The organism is Chitinophaga sp. XS-30, assembly GCF_008086345.1.
Taxonomy (GTDB): Bacteria; Bacteroidota; Bacteroidia; order Chitinophagales; family Chitinophagaceae; genus Chitinophaga.
Window position 1 is genome coordinate 5,322,563 of sequence record NZ_CP043006.1, and the last position, 18,487, is coordinate 5,341,049.

Consider the following 18,487-nt stretch of genomic DNA (forward strand, 5'->3'; position numbering starts at 1 on the left):
AAGATGATTGATTATTTTCTCTTGCGGCGGATCAGTAAAATAGCTGCGCCGATCAATAGCAATGCCGGGAATACCCATATGTACAGCACTTTTAATGTGGCAGCTCCTTTTCGTGTGATGAGCAACAGGTTATCCTGGTATGCTTTGAAGGGATCGTAGATCGGAAATTTATTATTGTCCAGCCAGCTGAAGAAAGCCTGTCCATATGGCGTAGAACCCTTATACAGGTTGCTGGCCCAATCCGCATCGCTGGATACAATGATCCGTTGCTCCCTGCCATTTATATTACGGGAGAGCATAGTGGCTACCGGGAAGTTGCCTTTGATATCACCGGCGCGGGGGCTGAATACCGGCGCCGCGGAATCCGTGACCACCGGCCCCATTTTTACCCAGGCCGCAGCGGTATCGGCCGCTTTGAGCAGCGTTTCCGCTTTAAATGGCCCGTTCCCGGCAATGACAATCCCGGTTGCTCCTGATATGGACATTCGTAGCGGCTCATCCGGCGTGGTGGGCCTTAGTTTCTTTCTTTCCAGGACCCACTTCCTGTGCAGAAACGCTTTTTCCTCCGCAATATCCAGGGCAGAGTCAGCGTATGCCGGGTAAAAAATGTGCGGCATTTCATTATATGTGGGCTGCACAATGGTCCCGGGCAGCAGTTGTACACCAAGCTGTTGCAAAACGGGGTTGAGTATGTGCTGTTTACCCGGTTCACCCAGGATCATCATGTTGCCGCCTTTATCAATATATTCCTTTATACTGACAACCGCTTTTTCGCTTAACTGGCTCTTGGGGTCGGCAAGCACCAGCGTAGTGGTGTTTTCCGGGATGGCGGCGCTGTCCAGAACAATGGTATCTACGTCAAACCCGATATTGATAAGCGAATAGTTCTCTTCTTTCCCGGTAAAAAGCAACGAATACTCCCGTTGCCCGGTTTTGAACGGTGAACGTTCCCAATTTCCCGCAGCAAATACTACCCTGGGGATCGTATCCTGCATCAGCCGCTTTAGTGCGGCATTGACGTTGATCTCTTTGGGCCAGATATCCGGCGTCCTGAACGTCCGCAAAAATTCCGTTCTGCCATTATATTTCAATTGCATCACCAGCTTCAGGTTCTCCGGCCGCAGATCAACTTCCTTCCTGACTTCCCCTGGCGATACGAAATCATCCGGATCGAGCTGATATGCCTGCGCTGCCTTTTCCGCGATCTGCTCAAGCGTTTTACCGGGGAACATGGCAAACAAACTATTCCCCATTATCGCGCTGTCATGATCATAATAGTTGACATACCTGAAATTCATATCAGGCTTGAAGCGTTGGTATTTTTCCCAAAGGGTGCCCAGGTAGACATTGCGCGCCCTGGGTAATCCATGCCCGGCATTGGTGCCGAATACATTGGTATAAAGCGTTACTTCGAGCGGGCCTTTGTCCATACTTTTCAGTATCTCCTGCGTGCGTGGCCCTACCGTATGGAAATCTCCGGAAGTGGCATCCAGGTAGCCCGTGAATCTTGGCCTGGAGCTGATATAGCCGATAGCAAGCGCTATGACCAATACGGTGGTATATTGCATGGCCCGGACAAACCAGGGTTTGTGTTTGCGGGTACTGTTCAGTTTGATGAGGGTAAAACCAAGAAACATGCAAATGATCACAATGAAATAGATCACGTGCTTTGTCGGCAACAGGCCAAGTGTCATCCTGTCCGTCCGGTCCTGCAGGGAAAGAAACCAGGTAAGATCGCGGACGAAATCATACTGCTGCCAGAGCGAACCGATCCGGGTCAGCACAAAAACAATTAAAAATGTGCTGATGGCGGATACCAGCTGGTAGCTGCTGAGCGTGCTCATAAAAAGCCCGATCGCTGCATAGGCGGAAACAAGCAGGTAGAAACCCAGTATGGCCGACAGCAGTATGCCCCATTCAGGCGACTTGATCACAAAAACACCTGTCAGCATAAACATACCGACAATAGCAATTAACAAGCAGTTGAAGATCGCAACGGCCAGGTATTTGCCAAAAACGATCTGGCTGGTGGTAACCGGGGAAGAATACAGAAGTTTAATGCTGCCGTTGTTTAATTCCCGGCTGAACAGCCCCATGGTCAGCAGCGGCACAAAAAGATAGAGATTGTTCGCTATATTCCTGAATAACCCATTTCCAGCAAACAAGGTGCCTGTAAATGACTTGGCCGGACCGTAGTCAATAAACCATGGCGTATTTTCCAATAGTATGTCCTGACCATTAGCAGCATTGTACAAAGGGTTGGTAAAAAAAACGGCGCATTGTATAAAAAATATGATCAACAGGAACCACGCTACGGGAGAGTAGAAAAGATTACGGAGCTCCGCTTTGGCAATTTTAAAGATCATGAACTATGAATTGTTGGTGATGAATTTGTTGCATCCGTCCCGGTATTTGTTGCGGCGGACTCCGGTTTATTTTTTTGAAAGTTGTTTAAATGTATCATCGAGAAGCCCTTTGTCAAAGCTGATCTCCCTGAGCCGCCAGCCGCTCAGTGCGCTTGTTTTGCTTAGTTCCTCTGCAATTTCGTTGGCATCGCCTTCCACGTACACGCGTACCTGCTTGTCCGTCAGAAATTCAACGTTTTTCACCCCGGTGATGCCCAGCAACTGCGATTTATTGGGCGGATTTTCCATTCTCATCAATATGCTTTGCGGTTGCAGATAGTTATCAAAAGCGTCCATCGTGTCCGCAAATACGATCCTCCCGCTTTCAATCATCGTAATGCTGTTGCAAAGCAGCTGAATTTCAGACAGTATATGGGAAGAAAGCAGCACGGCGTGATCTTTGGAAATTTCCTTGATCAGTTTCCGGGCTTCTATCAGCTGATTGGGATCGAGGCCGTTGGTGGGCTCATCCAGCACCAGGAGGCTGGGTTTATGGATCAGCGCCTGGGCAATGCCTACACGTTGCTTGTACCCGCCTGACAGGTTACGGATCAGCCGGGAGCTTAAAGCGGCAATCCCGCAGCGTTCCTTCACTTCTTCCACCGCCTTTTTAATTTTGTCTTTGCTGATCAGCCGCAACTGTGCGGAATAGGAAAGATATTCGTCGATCGTGAAGTCAGGATACAAAGGCGGGGTCTGCGGCAGGAAGCCGATATGTTTTCTGGCTTCAACGGGGTCTTTTTCCAAGTCAATGCCATTGAGCCATACCTGCCCCTCTGTCTGGTTCAGCACACCACAAATAATATTCATGGTAGTAGATTTACCGGCCCCGTTGGAACCCAGCAAACCGATAATTCCGGACCGTTCAATTTCGATATTGATATCGCGGATAGCCCAGGAAGAGCCATACCGGTGAGAAAGGTGCGCTGTTTTTAAAATAGATGCCATGTGTAATTTAATTTGGTTCAATAGCAAGCCTCAGATAGCGTTTTTTGCATGCGACGAGTGCTTCTGTTGTATTGGTATTAATGGTTTTTTACGATGAACGCGGCAAGCGGCGTCAGGGGCGAATCCGGCGCACCGCACAACACCAGGGTGAAATTCCGGTAGCGCCATAGATTAGGGGATGCCGTACCGGGATTGTTGACATTGCTGATGGTAAAGCTGGTGAGTAAATCGCCGGTCCCGCTGTTCCTGAATTCAAATACATAGCTGCCGGTAGCAGCGTTGGCCGCATATCCTTTAAATGCTGTGATGCCTTTAAAAGGCAGGTTATTGACTTCTGTACCATTGGCCTGCCCTTTTATATTCACACTCACGGGAAGGCTGCCCTGCGCGAGATTTACGAAGCGCAGGCCCATACTGCTATCCGCAGGAGGGAAATAAATCGGTTGATCTTTGACCAGCAGCGTATCCGGTTTATTTAATGTACCTGCAATAAACAGGCTGCCGATATATCCGCCGGGAAATTCAACGTCCAGGTTTATCAATGGCAGACCGCTTACCAATTTGTCATTCCGGACGGCGTAGAGGTAAACAGTTCTTTTGCCGGACAAAAACCCGAATTCGTATCCCCCACCGGATACTGCCTTGGAGAGAATAGGCGGGACAGCTGCTTGTGGCAGTCCGGTCAATTCGTTGGACGTTAGCATGAGCGACTGGTAGCCGGTATCTATGAGCCCGTTAACAATCGTGAGGGAGGCGGTGCCATCCGGCTTGACCTGCTCCCTTGTGCAGGAAACAAACCCTATGATACCGGTCAGTACTATAAAAGAACAAAGCAATTTTCTCATGTCGAATACTATTTACGATGTGGTCAGTTCCGGTTTCCGGACATGGCAGTGTTGGTCAGATCAGTAGCCCGGGTTCTGTTTTAACCGGTGATTAAAGTTGATATCTTTCGGAGGGATGGGGTACAGCAATTGCTCATCCCCGGCCCATGGCTGCTTTGCAGGTATGGCTGAAAGTACGTTCCTGGCCTCGCCGGTGCGTTTCAGATTGAACCAGCGCTGCCCCTTTTCACAAAAGAATTCGGTTTGCCATTCGTGTGCCACGGCCGCCAGCAGCGCTTCTCCTGACAAGGAAGAGGGCAATGCCGGCAGACCGGCCCTGGCCCTTATAGTATTCAAGTCCGCCACAGCAGCAGCCGGTTGTCCGGCATTGGCCCTTGCATTGGCATCGGCCCTTACCAGGTACATTTCAGCGAGCCGGAGCAACATATAGTATTCCGTGGGCACAGCGTTCCGCACCCTGTTATATTGCCCCGTTTTATACTTCGCAGCATAGAAGAACGTGTCCGTTCTGGCGGTGGGACCGGAACCGGCAGCAACAACGATACTGTCTACCCAGCGGTCCCGCCGTTTGTCGGACGGGTCGAATGCACGCAACAGCTCGTTTGACAGGCAATATCCGATAGCCGGGTTGACAAGATTGAAGGGAAGCAAGGCAAGCCCATCGTCTGTTGCGTTCCCCAACCCGACATCATTTGTATTTTGCTTAAACTGAAAGATGGCCTCCCTGCTGTTTTTCAGGAAAACACTATCCAGGTTCCGCTCCAGGCCATACAAACCGGAATTGTCGATCACTCTGCCGGCAGCCGCAACAGCTTCCGGGTAATTGCCGTTAAACAAGTATGCTTTAGCCAGCAGCGCCGCCGCGGCCCATTTGTTGACCCTGATCCTTTCCCCTCCGGCCGCGGCATAGTCTTCCGGCAACGCCGTCTCCGCCTCCTTCAGGTCCGCGATGATGAACTCGTAAACCTGCTGCTTGCTGCTTCGTTCGATCAGCGCTGCGTCACTATATTCGGTGGTTGACACAAGTGGAAGGTCACCATAAAAATTAACGAGATAAAAATAGCAGAGGGCGCGAATACATTTGGCTTCGGCTGTGAGTGCTTTACGAACGGGCTCGTGCAGATCGCCGGAGGTGGATGCGGCAATGCCTTCGATCACCGCATTGGCGGCATAGATCACCGCATACCCCGCATTCCACGTAGCGTCTGTAATAAAACCGGCATCCGGCGCAACGCCTTCCAGGGTCAAGCGGTTAGCTGCCATGAGGGCTTCGGGGTCAAATGCAATGGCGTTCACCTTTAAAAGCTCATCCGATGAAAGCGATGCATACAGGGTAATGGGGCGTTTCACGAAGCCGCTGGTCATCATAGTAGTGTAAACACCATTCATGGCCATTCCGGCCAGCTCATCGGAACTGAAGGCGGTCCCGGAAGTTATTCTATCGACAGGGTCTGAAATATCCACCAGCTTTTTACAGGATGCCGTGCTGAACAGGCAGCCGGCCAGAACCAGCAGCAGAACAAGACCGGTTGTTGCATTTCCTGTGTCTTTTTTCAGTTTGGCCTTCACCAATGACAGATATATACAAGCGTATCTCATGGCTATGTTATTTGAATTGACAGGTCAGTTTTAAACGATAAATTGCAGCTGGCGGCAGTCTTGAAAGCACATCGGGGTCGAGCCCGTTGTATCTTGTCAGCAGCAGCACATTCGATGCTTCGCAGGCCAGCATGGCGCCTTTTAAACCGGCATACTTTACCCAGGATTGGGGAAAAGGATGACTGAGGTAAACGTTATTCAGGCGGATGTAGGAAGCATCACTGTACACCAGATCCGAGTTCCGGAAGTAGCCGATATTCCTGTTTGTTGAAAACGCGGGGTTCTCCGCGATATCGCCTGGTTTTTGCCAGTGATTACGATAGAACTCCACGGGAATATTTGCGTTAAATGTACCGTTTGAAAAAACTTTGCCGGCATGGATATTTTGCCCCATTTGCTTTTTGTAGCTTAACCCCAGACCGAAATTCAGCTGCCGGTACCTGCCGTCTACATGCATGCCGCCAAAGAACTTCGGCTGCCTGTTTACAATGACATACCGGTCGTCGTCTTCCATGGTTGGTACCGGTGTAGTGTACCCGCTGACTTTCCAGTCGCCATTGTAATCTTCAAACTCATATTCACCCGTCAGCGGGTTTACGCCAAGGTAGTGATAGAGGTAGACCAGGTCTATGGACTGGCCCACTTTGTATTGGCTGAAATAGGGGGTGTTTTCTATACCGGGAAAGGACTTCAATATATTTTTATTCTGACTGATGTTGAAACCGGCCGACAGGTCCATATCCTTCCTTTTGATCACGTTGGCGGTTACAACCCCCTCCCAGCCTGAATTCTCCAGCACCAGGGGTATATTATCCACAATGCCGGTAATACCGGGAGTATTGATATAACCCGGTGTTGGCACCGTGGTAAGCTGGTTGGATACGCGGTGGCGGTAATGCGCGATCTCAGCCGTGAGCCTGTTGTTCAGGAAACCGATATTGAATGCACCCTCCAGGTTGGTCTGGCTTTCCCACCCATACCGCTGGTTAGGTCTTACTGAAGGCGTAAGCGTTGTCTGGCCGTTGTAATTGTTAGCCGCTGTTTGTATTTGCCAGAGCGCCAGATATTGGTAGTCTGAAATGGCGTCGCTGCTGCCTTTTATCCCGTAACTGCCCCTGAATTTTACGAGGCTGATAACATCCGGGAGCACTTTTTCCAGCCATTTTTCTTCTGAAGCGATCCAGGCCAGGCCAATCGATCCGAAATCACCATACTTTTTCCCCGGTCCGAATTTTGAAGAGCCTTGCCGCGTTCCCACAAGATTAACGATGTATTTTCCCTCCCAGTCATAATTGATGCCGGCAATAAAACTGGCATCTTTGCTTTTCGCAGTTTGCATGGAAGGCACCGTAAATGCGGCGCCGTTGATTGACTGGATCAGGGCATCGGACGTGTATCCGGCTCCGATCATAGCAGTCGAGCTTGCGTTCTTGATCACCTCCTGCCCCACCAGGTTAACGGACAGCAGCCCCCGGCTGATCTGCACCCGGTAGTCCAGTTGCGGATAAATCGTCAAACCGGAAATATTGGTCGTGGAAAAGAAATTCCTTCCCTGGGGGTTGCCGTAAGGCGACTGCTGGGCAATGGTGATGAAATTCCTGGTATTGTTATTTGAGAAATTGTAGCCCGTTACCAGTTTAAGATCAAGGCCATTGGCTATTTTGTAGTTCAGGGCAAGGCTGCTGAACAGGACTGTTCCGGATTCGGGATTTGGCATCGCCTTGTATATGCCGAAAGGATAAACAGTCGCGTCCGGCAACAGGCCGTTTACGGTCCATCCAGCCCAGTTGAGGGAGCCGTTTGCATCGTATATACCGGGACCGTTGGGAGCATAGGCGCCAAATAACCCCTGGATCACATTTATATTACTGTAGGTAAAATTCGTGCTCAGCGAAACGGAAAACTTCCGGTTAAGGGTAGCATGGCTGACGTTGGAGGACACCGTAACCCGTTGTGTGGCGCCTGAAAGGTCCGTTGTATTGGTGGTTCGCGTATAGTTGGCGCTGATCCTGAAGTTGGTCTGATCGCTGCCGCCTGATACGCCTGCGGCGATCTCTGTGGTCCTGGCAATGCCACCCATCAGTTTCCGCTGCCAGTCGGTATAGCCTGTAGTGTCCCAATACAACAGGTCGGGCGCTGTAGCCAGGGTGGGGGTCAGGCCGTCGTTCTTGAACGCTTCCCTCCGCATTTCCAGGTATTGCTGTGTGTTTAACATATCATAGTACCTGGCGTTCCGGCCTATCGTAAAAAAGGCGGGGGTTACCTGTAATTCAAAACGGGTGGCGCCCGGTTTGCCTTTTTTGGTGGTAATTAAAACAATGCCATTGCCGCCACGGGCGCCATACACCGCAGTGGCATCGGCGTCCTTCAGAACTTCAATGCTTTCAATATCCTGCGGATTGATATTGAACAATGGGCTTTGCCCGCCAGTGGTCGCTGAATTTGGATTGTTGGGGCTTTGTTCATATCCGGGCGACACCCGTTCCCTGCGTCCTCCGCCGGCATTCAGGGACAATACGTTGATGGGCACACCATCGACAATATACAGCGGGTCCGCAGGCACACTTTTGTTTAATGAGTTCAGCCCCCTGATCTGTACGCTGACGGGAGAACTGGCGTAGCCGGTAGTAGGCGTGACCACCATACCCGGTACCCGCCCCTGTAAAGCCAGGAGGGGATTCATTACCGGTTGCCGCGCCAACTCCTCACCGCCAATTCTGGTGATGTTACCGGTTGCCAGCCTGCGGCTGGTTTTACCAAACGCCGTCAGCACCACCTCATCCAAGGTACTGGTAGCCTGAACGAGGCTGATGAGGAGCGGCCGGCGATCAGCATTGTATGCAGGTGTTTCACGGGTATTATAGCCAATGCAGCTTATCGTCAGCGTATCATTGAGGCGAACATTATCCAGGTAAAACTCTCCTTTTTCAGTAGTTATTACACCTTTCCCAGTGCGCTTTACAATTACATTCACATTGTCTATCCCCACATTGCGCTCGTTTACCACAACGCCCCTGATGGCGGTTACGACAACCTGTTGCCCTCCCGCTGTTTGCTCAGCCGGTACGTTTTCCGCATCTTTCCTTTCCTGTATGATGATCACTTCGCCGACCACCTGGTAGCGGACAGGCTGGTCTTTAAAACAATGGTCCAGCACGGTGGCAAGGTCTGCTCCTTTAACCGTCAGGGTAACCCTGATGTCATTCATTTTGGCAGGCATATACTCGTTGTAAAAAACGGTGTATCCTGTTTGCCGCGTTATTTCTTTCAGCACTTTTTCCAGGCGCTCGTTTTTTACGGACAGGCTGATCTTTTTTACCGGCCGCCGCTGGGAAAAAGCCGGAAACTGTAGCAATAGGCATAAAGCCATTAATGTGATGGTCAGTCTCATTGGCATCATTTTAATTCAATGAAATGTTTAATGCAGGAGATGGCATGTCCGCTGTATGCAGGCGGAAGCAGATACTCTCTGGTTGATAAAATATTAGATTGCTGGTTGTTTTTTTACTCTGGCAGTACGATAATTTTCTTCCCTTCTATTTTGAAATGTGCACCGGAAGCTTCAAGTATTCTTAATACCTCGGAAGCATCATGCGTTTTTGAAATTTCCCCGCTGAACCTTGTATCTGTTACCTTGCCCTGAAATTCCACGGTTACATCATACCATCGCTCCATTTGCCGCATGATCGTTTGCAGGTCGGTTTTGTAAAAATGGAAGAAGCCTCTTTTCCAGGCCATGACGGCTTGAATATCCGCATCCGGTACGATCCTGATGGTTCCGTCCTTACCCAATTGCCCCTGCTGGCCGGGCTGCAGCAGCTGCTTTTTGCTGTCCTTTTTAAACTGGATGGCGCCTTCCAGCAAAGTGGCCGTCAAAGCAGGTTCATCTTCATACGCATTCACATTGAAGTGAGTGCCCAGCACTGCTATCTCTGTGTTTTCAGTTATTTTTACCCTGAAGGGTTTTGTTTTGTCCGGAGCCACCTCAAAATAGGCTTCCCCCTTCAACATGACGGTCCTCTCTTTATGCGTAAAAGCTACCGGGTAACTAATAGACGATCCTACATTGAGCCACACCCGTGTACTATCAGGTAGTTTCATTTCTATTACTTCACTGCCTCTCGGGTTGCTCAGGGTGTTCATTCCCACCTGACCTGTATGTTCAATATCCGCGGTATCGTTGCTATATTCATAAGCGATCCGCCCATTGGCCAGTTTCAGCAGTTTGACCCGGCCCTGAATGGCCAGCTGGCCGTTGTTTACACTATCCAGGTAAACATCGCTCCCGTCTGCAAGGGTCAGTATTGCCTTATTTGTTTGCGGCGACGGAACCACGACTTCCAGCCGGGGATCGATCCCCTCCACACCCGTATTCTTTTGCAGTGTCCAGAACCAGGCTGCCAAACCCAAAAGCCCGGCCAGGCAGGCGGCTGCCAGCCATCGCAACCTGGTGATCTTTGGCTTGTCCGCCGGTGCCGGCCCGCTTTGCTGCTCCCCGAACTGCAACCGCGCCAGTATCTTCTCCCGGACCTTTTCTCCGTCAAAATCTTCATGCACGGCCAAAGATCTGTCTGTGTAAGCACTTGCCAGAAAATTATCCAGTTGCTCACCGGAGCCGGCCGCTGACATCAGGTCAACCAGTTCATGCAGTTCCGCAGGACTGATAGTATCCCTGACAAATTTCTGAAGTAAGGTTTCAAATCTTGAGTTTGCCATATTCTATTTCTTAAAGACGGAAAAAAAAGCAGGGCTAAGACAAGAAAATTAAAAAATTTGTCTAAAACGTCAATTTTGCCCCGGACAACAGGGCTTTGGAGAACAGGAACATACACAGGACGCCGCGGTGTTATGGCGCAGGTTAACAAATAAAGTGCTCAGCGAAGCGACACAACAGCCAACGCTGCAATAACGAGGCGATCCCCCGCATGGGTTTCCATATATTTCCGGATTTGCTGCAGGGCGCGTACCACATAGGTTTTGGAAGAGACTACTGAAATACTCAGCTGCGCTGCAATCTGTTCGTGGGTGAGCCCGTGTTGCCTGCTTAATGCAAACACATCTTTTACTTTACCGGTCAGGGAGTTGACGGCCTGTTCCATAACAGCCTTCAGCTCATTCAGCTCCAGCTTTTCCTGCGGCGTTTGTGTAGTGACCTGAAAATACTGTATCAGAAATTCAATATTGGACGGATCAAACACCCTTTTCCGCAAATGATCCAACACCAGATTTTTCGATAAAATGTAGAGGTAGGAAGCGGGATTCTTCACGTCCCTGAGTTTCGAGCGGTTTTCCCAGAGCTTGATAAATATCTCCTGGGAAAGATCTTTTGCCTGCTCCGGATTTTTTGTCAGGTGTAAACTCGTACCATATACCTGGGGCCAATAGTGATCAAAAACCTGCCGGAAAGCCTGTTCGTCATCATTTGCAATCCTTGCAAACCAGTCTGTTTCAATATCACTTTGTTGCATATGCGAGTAGCAGAAGTGGATTAATGCCCCCGAAAAATATGTTTAATATTTCATTTTGCCAAGCTTGATACCTGACTGATGATCCGTATTCATTAAATACCTCGTCAGGATAATGGTTGGTTCTTTGAAGTCCTGATATAAAAGGGTTTCAGCCGAATTTGATACCGTAACGATCAGAAAATGACAAATTCATAACTTTCTGAAAATCAGTCTGTTTATAAATCAAGGCAGATACGTCTTTGCGCAGATAAGTTCATTTCTGCCACAGCAAGCCTTTGGTACCATAGTCAGCCGTTATAATGGAGACTATCGTGTTAGACATTTTGCTTGCTGGAACCAGTTGTTGTATATTGGGAAGTTCCTTATTGGATAAAACCCAAATAAATCAGCTTCTTAAAAAACCAAGCGATCAAGATATCAGAAGCCAGTAATACATCAATTTAAATATTATGAAACACATAACTGATTTCCAACTGGAAAGTAAACCTGAAAATGATTTATTGGTAAAATATGAACCGTTGCTTCCTGTACAGCTCATACAGCTATGGCAAGAGTTTGGCTTCGGTTCTATTGTAGATGGATACCTTAAAATAGTTAACCCGGATGATTATGAAGAATTATTACAAGAAGTTTATAGCCCTATTTTTAAGAACCCGATCGTAATGTTTGCTACAGGAATGTCTGATTTGATAATTTGGGAAGAGAATTATACTGTTCTTATTAATTGTAAATATGGGTTTTCTAAAGTAATTGAATCCGGGTTCGATTATTTTTTAGAAGATGTATATAATACAGCATACCTTGATGACGAATTGAGTGGCGGGAACTATTTTAAAGCGAAGAATCAACTTGGTCGCATTGCCATTGACGAATGTTATGGCTATGTGCCGCTGCTAGGGCTAGGAGGGCCGGAAAAGGTGGAAAACCTTCAAATAGTAAAGATAAAAGAACATATCTCCATAATTGCCCAAATGCTTGGTAAGATTGAATAACATAGCAGATTATTGCACATCTGCAGCGTTGACTGATTTCACTATCATCAGGTAATTACAATAGAGGAATTAAATTCGTTTAACAATTTTAGATCCTGCAAAAACCGGTTCGAAAATTGTCCACTAAGGATTGAAACGAAAAGCTCACAGGTCGCCATAAAGAAAGCGGGATCAGCTTCCGCTGACAGCGCATTTTCCAGAGCATGCATGAGTGATGCACCAGCGTACAATATACGATCAGGGAACCTGTGAATATGTAAAATATGCATTGGCTGCCAGGTCAACCTTTAGCTCGTCGCGCCAGGAAGCTTCCACCACCTGGCGGCCGGTACTGTTTGCGGTCAGGTAACGTTCAATCGCAAAGGAATAGGGCCCTTCCAGTACCCAGTTGTTCTTTGAATAAAGGGGTAGCCGTTCTGCACCATAGCTATCCGGTATATTCAGGGCAAGGCCATGTTCCAGGTTGAAGAACAACTCTATGTTCGGCAGATTGTCAAAAGTAGTACCACGGTAACTATTCCAACCCAGGAAGTTGCCTTGTGCGCTATAGTGTCCACGTGAGGTATCTGCGCCAATGAGAACAAGCACAACAGTGTCCTGATAAACATACTGGTAGTTGCTGTATCTAAGGGTATCCGTCCATTCATCCGGCTTTTCATAGAATTCTACGGATGAAGGTAGCCGTTCTGTACCGTTATAGTGGAATATGCGCTGTCGGATCATCTTGTGAGGCTCAAGCTGGTACCCAACTACCCTGGTTACACGCTGCAGTTCGTCATAGTAAAGTGTGTCCGTCATGGTTTCGGTTAACTGCGTAGTATCAGCATCGGAGATACGCCTTACATGCAGCCATGGTTTGTGGTCATCGTTATAATGATAGACATCCAGCGCCTTTCTGTAACTCCCTGATCCCTGATAGTTGTATATGGTTCTTATTTCTGTCAGTAGCATATCCGGTTTACCCGGCAGGGGATTCATTGGATCCTCAACTTTGATACAGCCGCAGAGAACAGTGCAGTATAAACTAACCAGTAATGTGTACCTGTGAATTTGGTTTTTCATAAGATGAATTTATTAAAGCATGAAATGCTCCATTTACAAATGGAGTTAAGCAGATATTACATGGGTTGAATCCAGGATCGGGCTAACGGTCAACTATTCATCGGGTGTTACTCTTCAAAATTGTTATAAAGCTAACAACAAATGTGCATTCCGTTCATTACTCATTTAAGTAAAAATTAGCGCCGCCGGAGCGGTAGCTGCGGAGGTGTCGTCTGTGAAGGAACGCCTGTAATGTGGGCTGGAGGGTTGCGGGATTGAGCTTTATCGCACAGTGGGGATACCAGATATTTGAGGAGGTGATACAAAAATGCTTCGATCTCTTCATGCAGGGATTTGTTGCGAAAATCGCGGACCACCCCTACTATTGTACTTTCGTTCCCGTTAATGTTCGCTTCTTTCTGCCCCGATCTTTTTTTTGCGCCCGACAGGTAGAAAGTGGTAAATTACGTATAATTGTAAAGGCTAATGCAGTTCAGTTCAACAGACTTTTGGCTCAATCGAGGGTGATCCGTTTAAACAAGTGCGGTATTTCTACTGAGCATTTATGCAGACTGACAGGTTTGTGCTTCCACGTTCGCCACTACCCAGGCCCCAAAACGTTAATAACAGCTTGCTAAAACAATACCATTTTCTAAACCCGGGACGGTCAATAATTAAACAAGAAAATATGGAAACAAATAAAAAAACAATAGCCCTTTTATTTGTGATGATCTTCACAACTACGCTTTTCGCTCAGGAAGCCCCAACCAAAATATTAATCAATAACGTCAATATTTTTAATGGGAAAGACAATAAAATTATAACAGGGAACATTTTAATCGAAGGAAAGTTAATAAAAACCATTTCCGCGTCGGCGATAGCAACTGACAGAAGCGGGCTTACAAGAATTATTGACGGGAAAGGCAAATACCTGATTCCCGGATTAATCGACAATCATTCCCATTTACTGTTTGAAAGTATTCCCCAGATGCAAGCGATGGTATCCGATTTTGCATTCCTGAATTTATTTGCCGCAAAAGCGGCTGAAAGGCAACTATTGAGAGGGTTTACTACAGTTCGGGACTTAGGCGGAGGTTCTATTACTTTGGCAAAGGCCATAGACATGGGCCTGGTAATTGGCCCAAGGGTTTATTCCAGCGGCGCATTTATCTCACAAACAGGCGGACACGGCGATTTTGGTTTACCAACAGATGTTCCGAGAAAAATTGGTGAAATGTCCTATGCGGAAAGGAACGGAATGGTAGCTATTGCAGATGGGGCAGACCAGGTTTTGCTTCGCTCCCGGGAACAATTACGGCAAGGGGCTACGCAACTGAAGTTAATGGCCGGCGGAGGAGTTTCTTCCAGCTATGACCCTTTGGATGTTACGCAATATACAGACATGGAATTTAAAGCTGCCGTGCAGGCTGCTGAAAATTGGGGAACTTATGTAGCTGTTCACGCATATACTCCCACAGCAATAAAATCAGCTATTTCAGCAGGTGTAAAATGTATTGAGCACGGGAACCTGGCAGATGAGTCTTCGGCAAAAATAATGGCAGAGAAAGGCGTTTGGTGGAGTTTGCAACCCTTTCTGGACGATGAAGACGCCATACCTTTTCCGGAAGGCTCTGCAAACAGGAAAAAGCAATTGGAAATGACCAATGGAACAGACAATGCATATAAGCTGGCAAAAAAATATAATGTAAAACTGGCCTGGGGAACCGACTGTCTATTTGACCCTGCATTGGCAGAAAAACAAGGTAAACAGTTATCTAAAATGACCAGGTGGTTCACTCCTTTTGAAGTCTTGAAAATGGCCACCTACAACAACGCCCAACTGCTTGCTTTAAGTGGAAAAAGAAGTCCTTATCACGATGGCAAATTAGGCGAGATATCAGAAGGCGCTTATGCTGATCTGATTTTAGTGGATGGAAATCCCCTGAAAAACCTGAAATTGGTAGAAGACCCGAAAACGAATTTCAAACTCATTGTGAAAGATGGAAAAATATTCAAGAATACATTGGAAGAATAAGACCTGCCGCCATCAGCGTGCATGCGGCAGCTGAAAAAATCCTGCTTTGCGTTTTGCTGTAAAGTCCAATTTCTTTTTGTTGTGCGGTTCAGCCAGCTGTAAAAAACAGGGCATCAAAAAGATGCCCCGGCTGTCATTACCATCTGTTCCCCTATCGTTTACCGTTGGTTTTCGGGTTTCGATATCCATTCATTGTATTTGATGCTCCCCAAAAAAACGGGGTTGTCCGGCGTTAGTGTGGTCTGGCCGATAGCCGCTCCCGAATACAGTGCATTGGCATCCGTTACCACTTCCAGCGGGCTGTTCATCATTTTCAGGTATTGCCTTATCCAGGCATCTATGGCAATGCGTTCCGGCCCGCCGATCTCCAGGGTAGCGTTGGCTGGTTCTCCTGTTGCTTTTTCCGCCATGAAGGACGCTACCTCGGCACTGGCAACAGGCTGTGAAAATGCATCCGGCAACACGGCTTTGCCGTCTACCGTACCCATATATGCAATGCCGCCGGCAAACTCAAAAAACTGGGTGGCCTGAACAATGGTATAGGGGATGCCTGATGCTTTAACAAGGTCTTCCTGCACTTGTTTGGCACGAAAATACCCGCTTGCCTGAAGCCGGCTGGTGCCTGCTACAGAGAGTATGATCAGGTGTTTGATGCCCGCCTTTTTACTGGCGGCCACCAGGTTTTCAGTGGATGTTTTGAAGAAGTTCATTACATCGTCATCTGCAAAAGAGGGCGAGTTGGAAACATCCATTACCACGCTTGCATCTTTCAGCGCTTCATCCAGGCCTTCTTTTGTGAGGGTATTTACGCCTGTTTGGGGCGATGCTGCCAGCACTTCGTAACGGTCAGATAATTTTTTTGTCACCTGGCTACCTATAAGGCCGGTACCGCCGATAATTACCAGTTTCATATTGTATTGTTTTTTTGATTTGATAACACAAAGATGACAACTGTTTACCGGGGAAAACTTAAACTGGTTTAAGAAGTGAAACCGGCCCGATATGGCATTAATTGTATAAATTATGGCATTTGTGCCATCTGGCAGACATCTTACATTTGTAATACGCTATCAAATTATGCGGAAAAAAACGAAGAAACTGATCGTTGTTGTACCCATGCCGGGTACATTTTTGCTGGATATCGCCGGACCGCTTGACATCTTCACAGCTGTGGACGGCCTGTTGGGCGAAAGGGCGGCATCATCCGCTGAAGGATATGAGGTATTGACCGCTTCTCCGCTCAGCACGAAAAAGATCCCGACAAAAAGCCATATGGAAATAAGTTGCGAGGTGAAGGTGCATGAGATCAGCCGGCCGATAGATACCCTGATCATTGCCGGTTTCCCGATGGCCATGCTGCATACCAGTGAGGGTTTCATCCGCTGGTTACGGGACACTTACCCGAAAGTACGGCGCATCTGCTCCGTATGCGTAGGCACCTACGCATTGGCAGAAGCTGGCATACTGAAAGGGAAACATGTCACTACGCACTGGCAGTTCAGCCAGGATTTCCAGCACAGGTATCCGGGCATAAAAGTAGATACAAATCCATTCTATACGCGGGACGGCAATGTGTACACTTCCGGAGGCGTTGCATCGGGAATAGACCTCTCCCTGGCATTGGTAGAGGAGGATTATGGACGGGACCTGGCCCTTGCTGCCGCACGCAAACTCGTATTATACCTGAAACGTACCGGTTATCAATCACAATTCAGCTCGCTGTTGCAGGTGCATGCAATGGAGCATTCCATAGCAGGGAAATTGTATCCCTGGATGATCCGCCATTTGCAGGAAGACCTCCACGTAGCGCGCCTCGCTGAACACAGCCATATGAGCCTGCGGAACTTCAACCGCGTATTCATCAGGGAAACAGGCATGACACCCGCAAAATTCGTGGAGAAAGTACGGGTGGAAGTGGCCAGAAAATACCTGGAAGACAGCGACCTGAGCATGGAGCAGATAGCCGTAAAATGTGGATTGGGAGGGCTTGTGTCCATGCGCCGCACCTTTATGCGGCATATGATGGTGTCGCCTTCAGATTACCGCCGGTCTTTCAGAACGGCATTACCAACAGTACATTGATATTGATCACCTAAAAAATATGATGATGAAAGTAGCTATTAACGGATTCGGACGGATAGGCAGAATGACGCTGAGAGCATTGCAGCACAAACAAGGCGTGGAAGTTGCGGCCATAAACGACCTTACAGATATCGGACTGCTCGCGCACCTGTTGAAATATGATTCCTCCCATGGTAAATTCCCCGGAACAGTATCCCACGATGATAAACACCTGATCGTAAACGGCAAAAATATATTGCTGCTGAATGAGCGTTCTCCCGAGAAATTGCCCTGGGGGGCATTGGGCATAGATGTGGTCATAGAATCAACCGGCCGCTTTACCCAGCGGGAGCTGGCACAACAGCATATTACGGCAGGCGCGGGAAAAGTGCTGATCACGGCACCCGCCACCGGCCATGTAAAAACGATCGTGCATGGCGTGAACGATGATCTGATCAGTATGGATGATGAGATATTGTCTACTGCTTCGTGTACAACAAACTGCATCGCACCGGTACTCTACCTGCTGGATAAGGAATATGGCATCGCATCAGGGTTCATGAGCACGGTACACGCATTTACGATGGACCAGATGCTGCAGGATGGTCCGCATAAAGACTACAGAAGGGCCAGAGCGGCCACGCAATCTATCATTCCCACCACCACCGGCGCGGCAAAAGCAATCGGGGATGTACTGCCCGCGCTGAAAGGCAGGATGGATGGTTTCTCCTACAGGGTGCCTGTGATCGATGGCTCTATTGCAGATATGTCTTTGAACCTTGAAAAGCCTGCTTCAGCGGAAGAGATCAACCAGCTGTTCAAACATTATGCCGCTGCTTCGCTGAACGGCATCCTGGAGTACACGGAAGAGCCTTTGGTGTCCGCGGATATTCTCGGGAACACGCATTCCTCCATCGTAGATGGAACACTGACGCGTGCCATAGGCAATCTTGTAAAGGTAGTAGCCTGGTATGATAATGAAGTGGGCATCTCCAACAGGATCGCAGAGCTGACCGTGGAACTGGCGAAGCAAGAGACAACGGTATCAGCATGAATGCATAAAAAAAAGACTGTCTCCTGCTATTGCAAACAC

At 48.2% G+C, this 18,487-nt stretch carries 15 protein-coding genes; 5 read left to right on the forward strand and 10 right to left on the reverse strand.

Going from position 1 to position 18,487, the window contains the following annotated elements; genetic code table 11:
• Nucleotides 1–11: 11 nt before the first annotated feature.
• The 7 genes from FW415_RS21395 to FW415_RS21425 all read right to left on the reverse strand — a co-directional run bounded on the left by FW415_RS21395 (nt 12) and on the right by FW415_RS21425 (nt 11,265).
• A complete protein-coding gene (locus tag FW415_RS21395; RefSeq protein WP_148389090.1) occupies nt 12–2,366 on the reverse strand; it encodes a Gldg family protein in 2,355 nt (784 codons plus the stop codon).
• 66 nt (nt 2,367–2,432) lie between these two features.
• On the reverse strand, nt 2,433–3,353 hold the full coding sequence (locus FW415_RS21400) for an ABC transporter ATP-binding protein (RefSeq protein WP_148389092.1): 921 nt from the start codon (nt 3,351–3,353) through the stop codon (nt 2,433–2,435).
• 77 nt (nt 3,354–3,430) lie between these two features.
• The gene (locus tag FW415_RS21405) at nt 3,431–4,198 is read right to left on the reverse strand and encodes a DUF4397 domain-containing protein (protein ID WP_148389094.1); all 768 of its coding nucleotides are present in this window, start codon (nt 4,196–4,198) and stop codon (nt 3,431–3,433) included.
• A gap of 60 nt (nt 4,199–4,258) precedes the next feature.
• Nucleotides 4,259–5,797 (reverse strand): RagB/SusD family nutrient uptake outer membrane protein, encoded by a 1,539-nt coding sequence (locus tag FW415_RS21410; protein WP_148389096.1) that lies wholly within the window; start codon nt 5,795–5,797, stop codon nt 4,259–4,261.
• 7 nt (nt 5,798–5,804) lie between these two features.
• Nucleotides 5,805–9,188, reverse strand: a complete 3,384-nt coding sequence (locus tag FW415_RS21415; RefSeq protein ID WP_168208931.1) for a SusC/RagA family TonB-linked outer membrane protein — start codon at nt 9,186–9,188, stop codon at nt 5,805–5,807.
• 113 nt (nt 9,189–9,301) lie between these two features.
• A complete protein-coding gene (locus FW415_RS21420; RefSeq protein ID WP_148389100.1) occupies nt 9,302–10,513 on the reverse strand; it encodes a FecR family protein in 1,212 nt (403 codons plus the stop codon).
• Nucleotides 10,514–10,671: 158 nt separating this feature from the next.
• Nucleotides 10,672–11,265: an RNA polymerase sigma factor gene (locus FW415_RS21425; protein ID WP_148389102.1), complete on the reverse strand. Its 594-nt coding sequence runs from the start codon at nt 11,263–11,265 to the stop codon at nt 10,672–10,674.
• 217 nt (nt 11,266–11,482) lie between these two features.
• On the opposite strand from FW415_RS21425, the gene FW415_RS25805 reads away from it, so the two are divergent.
• Together FW415_RS25805 and FW415_RS21435 are read left to right on the forward strand one after the other, a co-directional pair.
• Nucleotides 11,483–11,638: a DUF4372 domain-containing protein gene (locus FW415_RS25805; protein WP_371417065.1), complete on the forward strand. Its 156-nt coding sequence runs from the start codon at nt 11,483–11,485 to the stop codon at nt 11,636–11,638.
• Between the two features lie 76 nt (nt 11,639–11,714).
• Entirely contained in the window at nt 11,715–12,257 is a 543-nt protein-coding gene (locus tag FW415_RS21435; protein WP_148389103.1) for a T6SS immunity protein Tdi1 domain-containing protein, read from the forward strand.
• Nucleotides 12,258–12,494: 237 nt separating this feature from the next.
• Here the strand turns inward: FW415_RS21435 and FW415_RS21440 are convergent, their stop codons facing one another.
• Nucleotides 12,495–13,208, reverse strand: coding sequence for a hypothetical protein (locus FW415_RS21440; RefSeq protein ID WP_148389105.1), 714 nt, complete (start codon nt 13,206–13,208; stop codon nt 12,495–12,497).
• 778 nt (nt 13,209–13,986) lie between these two features.
• Between FW415_RS21440 and FW415_RS21445 the strand changes: the two genes are divergently transcribed.
• Entirely contained in the window at nt 13,987–15,333 is a 1,347-nt protein-coding gene (locus FW415_RS21445) for an amidohydrolase family protein (RefSeq protein WP_148389107.1), read from the forward strand.
• A gap of 12 nt (nt 15,334–15,345) precedes the next feature.
• Here the strand turns inward: FW415_RS21445 and FW415_RS25080 are convergent, their stop codons facing one another.
• Nucleotides 15,346–15,522 carry a hypothetical protein gene (locus FW415_RS25080; RefSeq protein WP_168208932.1) on the reverse strand — a complete coding sequence of 59 codons (177 nt, stop codon included), beginning with the start codon at nt 15,520–15,522 and terminating at the stop codon, nt 15,346–15,348.
• Nucleotides 15,492–16,244 carry an SDR family oxidoreductase gene (locus FW415_RS21450; RefSeq protein ID WP_148389109.1) on the reverse strand — a complete coding sequence of 251 codons (753 nt, stop codon included), beginning with the start codon at nt 16,242–16,244 and terminating at the stop codon, nt 15,492–15,494. Before FW415_RS21450 ends, FW415_RS25080 begins: the two co-directional genes overlap by 31 nt.
• Before the next feature lie 166 nt (nt 16,245–16,410).
• Here FW415_RS21450 and FW415_RS21455 point away from each other — a divergent pair, with 166 nt between their 5' ends.
• Complete coding sequence (locus FW415_RS21455) at nt 16,411–17,415, forward strand: GlxA family transcriptional regulator (RefSeq protein ID WP_148389111.1); 1,005 nt, start codon at nt 16,411–16,413, stop codon at nt 17,413–17,415.
• Nucleotides 17,416–17,434: 19 nt separating this feature from the next.
• Nucleotides 17,435–18,448, forward strand: coding sequence for a type I glyceraldehyde-3-phosphate dehydrogenase (gene gap, locus FW415_RS21460; RefSeq protein ID WP_210420764.1), 1,014 nt, complete (start codon nt 17,435–17,437; stop codon nt 18,446–18,448).
• The last annotated feature ends 39 nt before the right edge of the window (nt 18,449–18,487 follow it).

Excerpts from the sequence above, each read along its gene's own strand:
- FW415_RS25080 (WP_168208932.1), bottom strand. The coding sequence starts at position 15,522 with ATGGATATCGAAACCCGAAAACCAACGGTAAACGATAGGGGAACAGAT.
- FW415_RS21405 (WP_148389094.1), bottom strand. The coding sequence starts at position 4,198 with ATGAGAAAATTGCTTTGTTCTTTTATAGTACTGACCGGTATCATAGGG.
- FW415_RS21435 (WP_148389103.1), top strand. The coding sequence starts at position 11,715 with ATGAAACACATAACTGATTTCCAACTGGAAAGTAAACCTGAAAATGAT.
- FW415_RS21455 (WP_148389111.1), top strand. The coding sequence starts at position 16,411 with ATGCGGAAAAAAACGAAGAAACTGATCGTTGTTGTACCCATGCCGGGT.
- FW415_RS21395 (WP_148389090.1), bottom strand. The coding sequence starts at position 2,366 with ATGATCTTTAAAATTGCCAAAGCGGAGCTCCGTAATCTTTTCTACTCT.
- FW415_RS21420 (WP_148389100.1), bottom strand. The coding sequence starts at position 10,513 with ATGGCAAACTCAAGATTTGAAACCTTACTTCAGAAATTTGTCAGGGAT.
- gap (WP_210420764.1), top strand. The coding sequence starts at position 17,435 with ATGATGATGAAAGTAGCTATTAACGGATTCGGACGGATAGGCAGAATG.
- FW415_RS21440 (WP_148389105.1), bottom strand. The coding sequence starts at position 13,208 with ATGCTACTGACAGAAATAAGAACCATATACAACTATCAGGGATCAGGG.
- FW415_RS21425 (WP_148389102.1), bottom strand. The coding sequence starts at position 11,265 with ATGCAACAAAGTGATATTGAAACAGACTGGTTTGCAAGGATTGCAAAT.
- FW415_RS21450 (WP_148389109.1), bottom strand. The coding sequence starts at position 16,244 with ATGAAACTGGTAATTATCGGCGGTACCGGCCTTATAGGTAGCCAGGTG.
- FW415_RS21410 (WP_148389096.1), bottom strand. The coding sequence starts at position 5,797 with ATGAGATACGCTTGTATATATCTGTCATTGGTGAAGGCCAAACTGAAA.
- FW415_RS21400 (WP_148389092.1), bottom strand. The coding sequence starts at position 3,353 with ATGGCATCTATTTTAAAAACAGCGCACCTTTCTCACCGGTATGGCTCT.
- FW415_RS21415 (WP_168208931.1), bottom strand. The coding sequence starts at position 9,188 with ATGAGACTGACCATCACATTAATGGCTTTATGCCTATTGCTACAGTTT.
- FW415_RS21445 (WP_148389107.1), top strand. The coding sequence starts at position 13,987 with ATGGAAACAAATAAAAAAACAATAGCCCTTTTATTTGTGATGATCTTC.